Below are 12,869 nucleotides of genomic sequence, written 5' to 3' on the forward strand. Positions count from 1 at the left end.
GGAAAAGGTATGACGATGAAGGAAAAAGTACACGCTTATATTAAGAAACATCAGATGATAAAGGCTGGTGATTCTGTGCTGGTCGGAGTTTCCGGCGGGGCAGATTCACTGGCCTTGTTGCATTTTTTATCCCAGAGCCGGGAGGGTTTAGGGATCCGTCTGGGCGCAGCCCATCTCCATCATGGCATGCGGGGAAGGGTGGCAGATGGCGATGCTGCTTTTGTGGAGGCCATGTGTCATTCCCTGAATGTTCCCTTTTACGGTGGACTAGCCGATGTCCCAGGCTTGGCTGGGGAGGACAAGGTGGGAGTTGAAGTAGCCGGGCGTCAGGCACGGTATGCTTTTTTTAGAGAAATCATGGATAAAAAAGGTTTTACCCGATTGGCCACTGCGCACCACTTGGATGATCAGGCAGAAACTGTCCTGATGCGCCTCATCCGGGGGACAGGTATGGCCGGAGCTGCGGGGATTCCCGCGGCCGATGGGCAAAAAATTCGTCCCTTTCTATGTGTGACCCGGGAAGAAATCGAAGCTTATTGTAAGGTTTATCGTTTAGACTATCGTCATGACTGTACGAATGATGACCTCACCATGACCCGGAATCGGCTGCGTCATGACATCATTCCCCAGTTAAAGGCCATCAATCCCCAGGTGGCTAAGCACCTGGCTGTCTTTGCCGAGGAGGCGTTAGATTATGAGGCTGTGGTGGAGGATCAGGTCGTACTATGGGGAAGGCAGCACTTTGTTATTGGCGCTGATGGCTGGCTGGACTACGATCTGGAATGTTTTTTACGGGAATCTCCCTTTATACAGAGGAAGATTTTGCGGGCGGCCATCCTGGAAGTAACTGGAACCCTTCTGGACATCGGGCGGGTCCATATCCAGAAGGCTTGTACCTTTTTGTCTGAAAAAATCGGAAATGGTGAGATTCAATTGCCTCGGGGCATCGTGGTACGTAAGGATTATCAACGCGTGCTGGTGGGGATTCCAGAAGCACAGGAAGATACCGTTTCCATAGAGGAAGTGAGGATTTCGACTGAAAGGCCCGGCATCTATGAATTGAATGGCTATCGCTTTACAGTGGATGTGATGCTTTTGCAAGACTTAAAAATGTTACAAAAAAAGAAAATTAGTAGTGAAATTTTCATTGACTATGGTAAAATTAAAGATAATCTTGTGCTAAGAACACGAAAAGCCGGGGATGTTATCGCATTGCCCGGAATGCAGGGAAGAAAAAAAATCAAATCCTTTTATATTGATCGAAAACTGCCCCGGGCAGAACGGGATCGGCTGCCGTTATTAGTCATGGGTGAGGAAATTCTCTGGATCCCTGGTTATGCGGTGAGTCGAAATCTAAGCCTGGATGGTGGGTTGCCAAAAATTTTATGGATGAAGATGGAGAAAGTGTAGTGAACAAAGATGTTGAACGAATACTGTTAACGGAAGAAACGTTAAGCAAGCGCGTTCGGGAGATGGGCCAGCAGATTTCCAGGGATTTCTGTGGTCGGTCCGTTTTGGCCATTTGTATTTTAAAGGGAAGTGTGGTTTTTTTCTCAGACCTGATCCGTCAGATTGAGGGAGATGTACAAATCGCCTTTATCAGTGCCGCCAGCTACGGTGCCGGGGCGGAGAGTTCCGGTGATGTGAAGGTAACAGAGATTATGGAGATCCCCATTGATGGCCGTGATGTCATCATCGTCGAGGATATCGTGGATTCTGGCCATACCCTGGCCCGCATCCGGGATGCCTTTGACAAAAAGGGCGCCTCCAGTGTGACAATCTGTACCTTGCTTGACAAACCGGAGCGGCGTGAGATACCGGTGGCGGTTGATTATTCCGGGTTTACCATTCCCAATGAATTTGTGGTGGGGTATGGCCTGGATTATAACCAATGCTATCGGAATTTGCCCTATGTGGGCATCCTAAAAAGAGAAGTGTATGAATAAGGGCTGAGTTCTTCCTGGTGCAACCAGGTGAGAAACAGCAAATTGAAAGGAGTGTGAATATTGAATAAATATCTGAAGATGATTGGATTTTATCTGATGATCCTGCTTATCATCATTTTGGCGGTTTCATTTTTGAACCCCATGAAATCCGAAGTGAAGGATTTAACCTATAGCCAACTGCTCAATGAGCTGGCGGGTAAACAGGTTGCTGAAATTAAGATTGATGGCTCAAAGGCCACTGGGAAGTTATCCTCAGGAGAGCAGTTCAGCGCAATCGTTCCAGAATACACCATCGATACCGAAGTTAGCCAGTATATTTTGGAAAACCCAAGCATGAAGGTGGAAATTGCGGAAGATCAGAGTTGGTGGGTATCCCTGATTCCCTCGGGAATCCTCATCATTATGCTGGTTGTGTTCCTGGTTATGATGTCCCAACAGACCGGAGGCGGCGGAAAGGTGATGAGTTTTGGGAAAAGTAAAGCCCGAATGCACACCGATGCTGACAAGAAGGTTACCTTTGCCAATGTGGCAGGGGCTGATGAGGAAAAGGAGGAATTGGCTGAAATTGTCGATTTCCTCAAGGCACCAGAGCGTTATAACCGTCTGGGTGCCCGTATTCCAAAGGGGGTATTACTCGTGGGCCCTCCGGGGACCGGTAAAACCCTCCTGGCCCGTGCTGTCGCAGGTGAAGCTGGGGTTCCCTTCTTCATCATTTCGGGCTCAGACTTTGTTGAAATGTTCGTTGGGGTTGGGGCATCCCGGGTCCGGGACTTGTTTGAGAATGCAAAGAAGAATGCACCCTGTATTATTTTCATCGATGAAATCGACGCCGTGGGCCGCCATCGTGGTGCCGGTCTGGGCGGCGGTCACGATGAACGGGAGCAAACCCTGAACCAGCTGCTGGTGGAAATGGATGGCTTCGGCGTGAACGAAGGGATCATTATCATCGCGGCGACCAACCGTCCGGACATCCTGGATCCTGCCCTGCTTCGGCCTGGTCGTTTTGACCGTCAGGTCATGGTAGGGGTTCCGGATGTCAAGGGCCGTAAGGAAATCCTGGACGTCCATAAGAAGGATAAGCCCCTGGATTCTACGGTGAATCTGGAAGTCATTGCCAAGGGGACCCCTGGGTTTACCGGGGCCGATCTGGAAAACCTGATGAATGAGGCCGCACTGCTGACTGCCCGGAAGAAAGGGCATACCATCACCATGACGGAACTGGAAGAGGCCATTAAACGGGTCATTGCCGGTCCGGAAAAGAAGAGCAAAGTTGTGGTGGAATCCGACCAAAAGATTACGGCTTACCATGAAGCGGGTCACGCCATCGTGATGGAGTATCTCCATAACGGCGAAGAGGTCCATGAAATTTCTATTATTCCCCGGGGAATGGCGGCTGGTTATACCATTTCTCTGCCAATGGATGATAGCCAGCATATGTCCAAGGGGATGCTCCTTGACCGTATTGCTGGACTTTTAGGCGGCCGTGCTGCTGAAAAGGTTGCCCTGGATGATATTTGCACCGGGGCCTCCAATGATATTGAGCGGGCCACAGGCATTGCACGGAAGATGGTCACCGAATGGGGCATGAGCGATCACTTAGGACCCATGACCTTCGGCCATGATGACGGCGGTGAGGTATTCTTGGGCAGAGACCTGGGACGCAGCCGTAATTACAGCGAAGAGGTTGCGGCAGTCATTGATAAAGAAATCCGAAACATTGTTGAAACGGCCTTTAATCGCGCCTGTGATATCCTGACTGAGAAAAAAGACAAACTCGTCCAGATTTCTGAGGAATTATTGAGAGTCAACACCATCACCGGAGATGAATTCCGGGCGATGTACCAAACTGAAGAGATATTAGAAGGGGTCGTTGACGGGGCGGCAGCATTTGCCACACCCAATCCCGAAGTTTAAAGAAAAGGGTATATAAATTTAATGGATAAGGCACATGATTTAGTGACGAGCCGGCTGAAGGTCGGTATGGAATTAAAAAAGGATTATACGGTAACCCGTTCTGAAACTGCAAAGACAGTGGGAAGCGGAGGGTTGGAGGTCTTAGCGACCCCCGTCCTGGTTTCCTGGGTTGAAAATGCAGCCTATGAAATGGCTTCCCTCTGCCTCCCCGATGAGGCCACCACTGTCGGCGTCAATGTCAATGTGGATCATATTGCAGCGACACCGGTGGGAATGAAGGTCCGGGTAAAGGTGTTTTTAAAGGAAATTGACAGCCGAAAGCTGACCTTCGAGGTCGAGGCCTGGGACACCACCCAAAAGGTCTGCCAGGGAAGTCACCAGCGCTTCGTGGTGGAGACGACCCGTTTTATGGGGAAGGTTCTTAAAAAACGTGAGCAGGCGGCAAAGGAATAATCAGCTAAGGAAAAGGAACTATGATTTTAGTCGTTGACGTTGGAAATACCAACACAGAAATCGGTGCCTTTCAGGGGGACAAGGTCCTCTGCTCCTGGCGCTTTATGACGAAGACACCACGGACCTCCGATGAATTTGCGGTGGTATTCCGTGGGTTCTTCCAAAATGATGGATTGGACTGCAAAAAGGTAAAAAGCGTCATTGTATCATCGGTGGTGCCGAATGTCATGTATTCCATGGTCAACGGCCTGAAAAAGGTCTTTGGCATTGATCCCATGATGGTGGGTCCCGGTATTAAGACAGGAATGTCCATCCTGACCAGTGATCCCTCAGAGGTGGGGGCTGACCGTATAGTGGATGCAGTAGCTGCTTACACCATCTACGGTGGCCCCTCCCTTGTACTGGACTTTGGAACCGCTACAACCTACGATTATGTGGATCGCAGCGGTGCCTTTGTGGCAGAAGTGACCTCACCGGGGATTCAGATTTCAGCTGAGGCTCTCTTTCGGAACGCCGCCCAATTGCCTAATATCGCCATTACTAAGCCTGGTAGTATTTTGGCCAAGGATACGGTGACCAGTATGCAGGCTGGACTCGTCTATGGCTACATCGGTCAGGTGGATTATATTATCAGTAAGATGATTCAGGAAACTGGAGAGCCGGATATGAAGGTCATTGCCACGGGCGGATATGGCCGGATGTTCTTGGAAGAGGTCAGCCGTATCGATGTGTTTGACCCCCAACTGGCTCTGAAGGGACTTAAAATTATTCACGATAAAAACATAAAGCACAGGAGAATGTCATGAAAATTGGAGACATCGTCCTTAAAAACCAAATATGTTTAGCACCCTTGGCAGGTTATACTAACCTGCCTTTTCGTTTGCTCGCCTGTGAATACGGGGCCGCTGGGGTATTTACTGAAATGATTAGCGCCAAGGGCCTGTACTACAAAGACCCCAAGACCGCCTCCTTAATGGCGACGGACCCCAAGGAGGCTCCGGCTGGTGTCCAGATTTTCGGATCAGACCCTGGAATCCTGGAGGAAGTGGTTGACCGGTATATTAACCCAAGTCCCTTTGCCTTTTTGGATTTCAATGCGGGATGTCCGGCACCTAAAATTGTGAAGAATGGGGATGGCTCTGCACTGATGAAGAACCCCAAGCTCCTGGGGGAAATTGTGGAGCGGATGAAGAGGGTCAGCACCAAGCCTGTTATCATCAAAACCCGGATTGGCTGGGATGATGATTCCATCAATATCCGAGAGGTGGCGGAGGTTATTGAAGCCGCGGGTGCCGATGCCCATACCATTCATGGACGGACCCGGGAAGCCTTCTATCAAGGGAAGGCCAATTGGGAAATCATCGCAGAAGTGAAACGCCATAGTCGGGATATCCCCATTATTTTAAATGGGGATATCAAAAGTGCAGAGGGAGCGAAGATCGCCCTGGAATCCACGGGCTGTGATGGTTTAATGATCGGACGGGGTGCGGTGGGAAACCCCTTTATTTTCAAAGGGATCAATCAGTATTTGGAAACCGGTATCCTGCCGGAGCCACCCACCCCCCGGGAAAAGATTGATGCCGCCCTGGCCCACACAAAATTGCTCTCTGTACTGGGCTTTGAACCCGCAGGGGTAAAGGAAATGCGCAAGCACTTGGTGGCCTATACCAAGGGATTACGCCACGCTACTGAGCTGCGAAATGCCGTCTTTAAAACAGAATCCCAGGCAGATATTATTCATTTGCTAGAGGACTATTGGCAGGAAAACTACCGCGATGAATGAAGCCATTAAAGCGTCACAACATATCGATGTTTACAACATCTTAGGAAAAAGCATATCGGTGATGGACGAGCATCAATATGCCATTCTTTTTTGGGGAGCAGCGGCTTTGGACCTGGGGAAACCCCTGACCTTGATCAGCATCGACTATCACCCCGACACCAACCCACCCTTCTGGATGATGGCCTATCAAAGAGCGGTGGCCATTGATCCAGAACGGGCTGATGCGTTGGTGGCTTCCATGGGAAATACCGTGTTGGCCCGGATTCAAAGGGAAAATCTTGAATCCCTGGAGGCAGTCATGACTCATATGAATAATGATGAGCAGATTAACACGGCCATGGCCCTTGGGTATTTGTCCGATTATCATATGTTAAATGCCATGGAGAAGCATGTTTATCCCACTGGCCATCATTATCTGGTCCCTTGGGATGTGGTGGGGGATCTTTCGGATGGAATGTTCAAGTCTGCCGGATTTGAAGTGGAGGCTGTCGGTCAGCCCTATATTCTGGATATCGATTTGGATTATTTTATGAGACCCGAGGATCTAAAGCTGGGAGGGGAGCATCACCTCTTTAAAACCCTGGTCCAGGGAGCAACGTGTATAACCGTTGCCCGGTCAAAAAAATACTTTCATTATCTGCGTCAGGATAAAACCTACGCTTTAGAGCAATGCGAGGAGGATTTGTTAAAAGTCCTTGAGTCTTTTTTATCCTCTCCCTGACCGCGCTAAGGCACTTTGTCTACGCTTTGACCATCTTCGGATGGTTTTTTTTTTTGAAAAAGGGATTGACAAGGGAGGAGAAAGGCTGTATTATTGTATTAAGTTATTAATACAATAATACAGAGGAGGTTCCCATGGAATGGCATATTGATTCTGATCGGCCGGTTTATCGCCAGCTGATTGATCAGATTAAAATTGGCATTATTGCCGGGGTATTTGCCCCAGGGGAAAAGCTGCCATCAGTGAGGGAGTTGGCCGGACAGGCTGCGGTTAATCCCAATACGATGCAGCGGGCTTTAGCAGAGATGGAGGGAACGGGACTGGTTTATGCCCAGCGCACCAGTGGACGATTCATTACGGAGGATATTGGAATGATTAAAGAAGTAAAATATGGGGTTGCGTTAAAGGAAATTGAGGAATTTTTAGAAAAGATGTCTCAGCTTGGCTTTACAAAGAAAGATGTTGTGCAGCTAATCGGGGAAATGGAAGGGGTACACTAATGAATGATCATCTACTCAGTTGTATCGGGCTGGCCAAGCGATTTGGCCATCAGACAGCACTAAATGATTTAACCTTGAATATCGGAAAGGGGCGAATCGTCGGCCTGTTGGGGCCCAATGGATCGGGGAAAACAACCTTAATCAAGTTGGCAACGGGGCTGCTGACGCCCACGGAAGGAACCATCCTCATCGGTGGTGAGGTTCCCTCCGTGGAGACAAAGGCCCAGGTATCCTATTTGCCCGAGCGCACCTACTTCCATGAATCCATGACAGTGCCTCAGATTATCACCTTCTTCTCCGATTTTTATAAAGATTTTGAAGCGGCCCGGGCCATGGAAATGGTCAAGGACCTTGACATCGATATGACAGCATCCCTTAAAAATATGTCCAAGGGAACCAAGGAAAAGGTACAGCTCATTATGGTGATGAGCCGCCGGGCGAAGCTGTATTTGCTGGATGAACCCATCGGTGGTGTGGATCCCGCAGCCCGGGATTATATCCTCAATACCATTATTGGGAATTATGATCCCGAGGCCACAGTGGTCATTTCAACGCACCTGATTGCAGATGTGGAAAAGGTGCTGGACGAAGTTATCTTCATTCGCAATGGAAAATTCGTTCTGCAGGAAAGTGTTGATGATATCCGTGAAAAACGCGGATGCTCGGTGGATACATTGTTTAGGGAGGAATTCAGATGCTAAAGAAGTTACTGAAATACGAAGTAAAGGATACGGCACGGTATATGCTGCCCCTTTATGGTCTGCTTGTTGTGCTGGCTGTACTTAATCGGATATTTATTGCCATTAATCTTGACCCCAATACCCTGGCAATGGGGTTGACCCAAGGCCTGGTGATGACTTTATACATCGTCGTGGCGGTCGCCGTGTTCGTCATTACCTTTGTTCTGATTATCTACCGTTTTTATAAAAATTTACTCACCGATGAAGGTTATCTGATGTTCACACTGCCAGTGTCAACCTGGCAGCATATTCTATCAAAGATGCTTGTCGCAATGATGTGGATTGTGGCTTCCACCATTGTGTTTACACTATCCATCTTTATTATGGTTTTAAATGGAAGTGCACTAATGGTTATGGCCAGTACTATAGGGGAAATATTCCAGGCAGTAGGCTCTGAATTCGGCATTGCTGGCTATTTCCTTGGCTTTGAACTTCTATTGGTCTTTGTAGTGAATATATTAGCAGAAGTTTTACACCTATATTTTGCCATTACCCTGGGCCAGCTGTTTAATAAAAATCGAATTTTAGCAGCCATTGGAGCTTATGTTCTGATTAATATTGTTCTGCAGATTCTTGGAACGATTGCAGTGTTTGTGATGTCCTTTAATATTGAAGGGTTAGCCTGGCAATTTTCCAACCCGGTGGACGCTATGCCGGCGATGATTGGTGTGTTGGGGTTGTTCTTTTTCATCGGAGCAGCATTGTCAGCAGGTTGCTTCTTTGGATCAAATTATATTTTAAAAAACCGTCTCAATCTGGAGTGAATTTGGCGTAAAAACTGCACAATTTTGCGAAGAAAATGCTTCACAAGGAAAAGGGAATATGTTAGAATACAAGTATTGATAAGATCTCACTTGATTCAAGTGATTCCATAAAAATTTTCATTTCTTTTCCTTATTTTATGAAAAACACCATCGGATTCCGATGGTGTTTTTCATATGTCAGCGTAGAAAAACCTTTAGATAAAAAACATAAAAGGACCGTCTAAGGAACGCTGTTCCAGGGATTTAACCAATTGAGCCAGGGTAACACTTTCAAGGGCACTGCGCAATTGGGCATCAAGAAAATCGAAAACACATTCCCGCATGGTGGCTTCCACCAGGGGGGCCGCTTCTGAAACGCTGTCCTCAGTGGGCTCAAAGAGAACCTGCTCCACCGCTGTTAAAATTTCATAGGCATTAATCTGGGGAGCAGGACGACTGAGACGGTATCCGCCCTGGGCACCCTTGATAGAGGTTACCAATTTTCCCCGTTTAAGGAGGGCAAAAACTTGTTCCAGATAGATTTTAGAGAGGCCCAGCTTTTCTGCAATGACAATAACCGGCGTACAAAGATCTTGGGTCGATTCCTGGGCGAGGGTGATCATGGCTGCAAGACCATAACGTCCCTTGGCAGAGATACGCATAATGATCCTCCATTTCATAGTAATATTATATGTTTTATTATGCCTTATTATATAGAAAGATTCCTTAAGGGTCAAGAGGGGATACCGGGGAGATTAGGAATATGGTATAATTAAAAAATATTAATGAAAAGGAACACTGTCATGAAAGCTCTATATAAAGATACCTATAAAGAGATTTGGAAATCTAAAAGCCGCTTTTTGTCCATCGCCATTATCATCGCACTAGGGGTTTGCTTCTTTTCTGGGATTAAGGCCACCAGTCCCAGTGAGTTGACCACGGCGAATACTTATTTTAAAAATCAGAACTTGATGGATATCCATTTGGTGTCCACCTGGGGGTTTACAGATGCAGATGTTAAGGCATTAGAGGATACTGCAGGGGTATCCCAGGTGACGGCGTCCTATTCCACGGATGTCATTGTGGATAAGGGAGAAAAACGTCCGGTGTTCAAGGTGATGGCAGTCCCTGGAGAGGGTCAGCAAAATCAGCCACTGCTCATTGAGGGACGGATGCCTGAGACGGATTCAGAATGTGTGGTGGAGAAGAGTAAACACAGTGAATATACAGGTTCCAATTATGCCATTGGGGACACCATTACCATGCCCGAGGATCAAGGGGAGGGGAAAAAACTATCCGATACCCTGTCTCACAACACCTATACCATTGTAGGCTTTGTTCAAAGCCCCCTCTACGTCTCCATTGAACGGGGGAGTACATCCATTGGCAGTGGGGATATTTCCATGTATATGATGGTGTTGCCCCAGGTGTTTAAAACCGAGCGGTTTACGGATGCCTATATTAAATCTCAACAAGCCTCCCAGGAGCTGGGATATTCTAAGGCCTACGACGATGCGGTGGAGGCACTGGAGGATTCTCTGAAAGAGGTGGGGGATCAACGTTTAAAGGATAATTACAACCAGATTAAAAACGATGGGACTCTGGAAATCAATAAAGGGAAGCGGGAGCTGGCTGAGGCCCGCCAGACCTTCGAGAACGAAATTGCCAAAGCCCAGGCAACCATTGCGGATTCAGAAGCCAAAATTGCGGACAGTGAGGCAGAGCTGGCAAAGGGATGGGAACAATATCGTACAAAAATGGCAGAGGGAGAGGCAGCTCTGACGGCCAGTAAAGCTGAGCTGGAGTCTGGAGAGACGAAGTACGGCCAGGGCCTGGCGGCCTTTGAAGCCGGTCGGGAGGCCTATGATGCGGGAATGGCCCAGTACGAGTCCCTTAAAGCCAATGAGAAGCAGCTGGCCGATGGTTTAACGGTCTTAGAGAATACCCTTGAGGGACTAAAAGCCCAGCTTCAAACCCTAACGCCGGGGACGCCGGAATATATCCAGCTGGAATCCCAGATTACGGCGCTGAACGAACAGCAGAAAACCCTGGCGGCCCAATTATCGGAGGTCCAAAAAGCCATTGAGACACTGGACGCAGGAACCGCAGCCTTGAAGCAATTGGCGGCGAGCCGTGCCCAGCTGGATGCCGGGTGGGCAGCCTATAATCAGGGGGTGACCCAGCTTGAGGAAGGCCGCCAAAGCGGTATGGCCACCCTGGAAGCGGGGGAAACTGCCCTGGCCCAGGGAAAGCAGCAATTAGCCCAGGGAAAGGCCGAGTTTGAAACCAAGCGGGCCGAAGGGGAGCAGCAGCTGGCCGATGCCCAGACAAAGATCGATGATGCCCAAAAACAGCTGGATGATTTAACCCTTGGGAAATGGTATATCTTTAATCGAAACGATAATCCGGGATACACCAGCTATGGGGACGATGCCCAGAGAATTGATAATCTGGCCAATGTTTTCCCCCTCTTCTTCCTGCTGGTTGCAGTGTTAGTTTCCTTTACCACCATGACCCGGATGGTTGAGGAGCAGCGCCTTGAAATTGGAACGTTAAAGGGACTGGGGTATTCCCGGAGTCAGATTGCCTTTAAATATGTGATTTATGCGGCCACAGCGGCAGGCATTGGGAGCGTCATCGGTGCAATCTTTGGGGTGAATGTACTGCCACGGCTTATTGTGTCGGCCTACAGCCTGTTGTATCAGGTGCCCAATCTGATAATCGACATTCCCTGGGGGATGGTTATTGCCAGCATATTAGGGGCCATTGCCTTTACCGTTGGGGCGGCGGAACTGGTTACCAATATGGAGCTGCGTCATGCCCCGGCCCAGCTGATGCGCCCAAAGGCCCCCCGGGTGGGGAAACGGATATTATTGGAGCGAATCAAGTTCCTTTGGAATTCGATGGGCTTTATTTCCAAGGTGACCGCCCGGAATATCTTTCGCTATAAGGCCCGGTTCCTCATGACGGTGATTGGTATTGCCGGATGTACCGCCTTGATTTTAGCGGGCTTTGGTCTCCAGGATTCCATCTTTTCCATTGTGCCCCGGCAATTTGAGGAGATTTCCATTTTTGATGGGACCCTTGGGCTGAAGGAGGAGGGGACGGTTGCAGATAAGGCTGCCTTTATGGATCGTCTCAAAAAAGATGACAATATGCAAGATGCCATGCTGGTTAAGGTTTCGAAAATGAATGTGGAACCCGTTGGCGGAAAATACGCCAAGGGAGCCTACGTGAGTGTACCCTCCAATCCCAAGGCCCTTGGTGACTTTGTGGTACTTCGCCATCGCCAGGGGCAGGCCCCGGTATCCCTGCCAGAGACAGGGGCCGTCATTACAGAAAAAATGGCTGGGGACCTTGGAATAAAGACCGGGGACGAAATCCGGATTTATGCCGATGATACGGAATATACGACGACTGTGTCGGATATTGTGGAAAATTATATTGAAAACTATGTGTATCTTTCACCAGAGGCCTATGAAAAAGCCACTGGGAAGGCACCGGACTATAATGCGGTGTACTTTAATTTAAAATCCACTGAGACGGCAGATGAGGAAGCCTTTGCATCCCGCTGGCTGTCAGGGGAGGATGTGGCGACGATTTCCAATACGACGAATATTGTGAAAAATTCCAACGATACCATGAGCAGTCTGAATGTGGTGGTTATTGTTATGCTGGTATCCGCAGGGGCCCTGGCTTTTGTGGTGCTGTATAATCTGACCAATATTAACGTATCTGAACGGGTACGGGAAATTGCGACGATTCGTGTTTTGGGTTTTTATGATCGGGAGGTGGATAATTATATCTTTCGGGAGAATATTGTGCTTTCCCTCATTGGAATGGTCTTTGGGCTGGGCCTGGGGGTGGTGCTCAATGGCTATATTCTCAATACGGTGGAAACCGATGTGGTGATGTTCCCCCGGGGCATCGACCCCACCTCCTATCTCTATGCCTGTCTCTTTACCATGGGCTTTACCCTCATTGTTAACTTTGTCATGCGACCGGTAATTCGCCGGGTGGATATGGTTGAATCCTTGAAGAGTATTGAGTAGATGGAAAAGGAAAAGGA

At 48.6% G+C, this 12,869-nt stretch carries 12 protein-coding genes; 11 read left to right on the forward strand and 1 reads right to left on the reverse strand.

The window, feature by feature from the left end:
• Positions 1-15 precede the first annotated feature (15 nt).
• The 10 genes from tilS (at position 16) to BLU30_RS09820 (ending at position 8,821) form a co-directional block, all read left to right on the forward strand.
• Positions 16-1,410 carry a tRNA lysidine(34) synthetase TilS gene (gene tilS / locus BLU30_RS09775; RefSeq protein WP_176770895.1) on the forward strand — a complete coding sequence of 465 codons (1,395 nt, stop codon included), beginning with the start codon at positions 16-18 and terminating at the stop codon, positions 1,408-1,410.
• Positions 1,410-1,946: a hypoxanthine phosphoribosyltransferase gene (gene hpt, locus BLU30_RS09780; RefSeq protein ID WP_090245923.1), complete on the forward strand. Its 537-nt coding sequence runs from the start codon at positions 1,410-1,412 to the stop codon at positions 1,944-1,946. The genes tilS and hpt overlap by 1 nt, the downstream gene beginning before the upstream one ends.
• 60 nt (positions 1,947-2,006) lie before the next feature.
• The gene (gene ftsH / locus BLU30_RS09785) at positions 2,007-3,860 is read left to right on the forward strand and encodes an ATP-dependent zinc metalloprotease FtsH (RefSeq protein ID WP_207648001.1); all 1,854 of its coding nucleotides are present in this window, start codon (positions 2,007-2,009) and stop codon (positions 3,858-3,860) included.
• Positions 3,861-3,881: 21 nt separating this feature from the next.
• Positions 3,882-4,313 (forward strand): thioesterase family protein, encoded by a 432-nt coding sequence (locus BLU30_RS09790; protein ID WP_090245924.1) that lies wholly within the window; start codon positions 3,882-3,884, stop codon positions 4,311-4,313.
• A gap of 20 nt (positions 4,314-4,333) precedes the next feature.
• Positions 4,334-5,119, forward strand: a complete 786-nt coding sequence (locus tag BLU30_RS09795; RefSeq protein WP_090245926.1) for a type III pantothenate kinase — start codon at positions 4,334-4,336, stop codon at positions 5,117-5,119.
• Complete coding sequence (gene dusB, locus BLU30_RS09800; protein ID WP_090245928.1) at positions 5,116-6,096, forward strand: tRNA dihydrouridine synthase DusB; 981 nt, start codon at positions 5,116-5,118, stop codon at positions 6,094-6,096. The genes BLU30_RS09795 and dusB overlap by 4 nt, the downstream gene beginning before the upstream one ends.
• The gene (locus BLU30_RS09805) at positions 6,089-6,817 is read left to right on the forward strand and encodes a UPF0489 family protein (RefSeq protein ID WP_090245929.1); all 729 of its coding nucleotides are present in this window, start codon (positions 6,089-6,091) and stop codon (positions 6,815-6,817) included. The genes dusB and BLU30_RS09805 overlap by 8 nt, the downstream gene beginning before the upstream one ends.
• A gap of 134 nt (positions 6,818-6,951) precedes the next feature.
• Positions 6,952-7,317 carry a GntR family transcriptional regulator gene (locus BLU30_RS09810; RefSeq protein ID WP_090245931.1) on the forward strand — a complete coding sequence of 122 codons (366 nt, stop codon included), beginning with the start codon at positions 6,952-6,954 and terminating at the stop codon, positions 7,315-7,317.
• Positions 7,317-8,018, forward strand: a complete 702-nt coding sequence (locus BLU30_RS09815) for an ABC transporter ATP-binding protein (protein WP_090245933.1) — start codon at positions 7,317-7,319, stop codon at positions 8,016-8,018. The genes BLU30_RS09810 and BLU30_RS09815 overlap by 1 nt, the downstream gene beginning before the upstream one ends.
• Positions 8,012-8,821 carry a hypothetical protein gene (locus BLU30_RS09820; RefSeq protein WP_090245935.1) on the forward strand — a complete coding sequence of 270 codons (810 nt, stop codon included), beginning with the start codon at positions 8,012-8,014 and terminating at the stop codon, positions 8,819-8,821. The genes BLU30_RS09815 and BLU30_RS09820 overlap by 7 nt, the downstream gene beginning before the upstream one ends.
• 194 nt (positions 8,822-9,015) lie before the next feature.
• On the opposite strand, the gene BLU30_RS09825 is transcribed toward BLU30_RS09820, so the two are convergent.
• A complete protein-coding gene (locus tag BLU30_RS09825) occupies positions 9,016-9,462 on the reverse strand; it encodes an RrF2 family transcriptional regulator (protein WP_090245937.1) in 447 nt (148 codons plus the stop codon).
• A 141-nt stretch (positions 9,463-9,603) separates the two neighbouring features.
• Between BLU30_RS09825 and BLU30_RS09830 the strand changes: the two genes are divergently transcribed.
• A complete protein-coding gene (locus BLU30_RS09830) occupies positions 9,604-12,852 on the forward strand; it encodes an FtsX-like permease family protein (RefSeq protein ID WP_176770896.1) in 3,249 nt (1,082 codons plus the stop codon).
• Positions 12,853-12,869 lie beyond the last annotated feature (17 nt).

The organism is Eubacterium barkeri, assembly GCF_900107125.1.
GTDB lineage: Bacteria > Bacillota > Clostridia > Eubacteriales > Eubacteriaceae > Eubacterium_O > Eubacterium_O barkeri.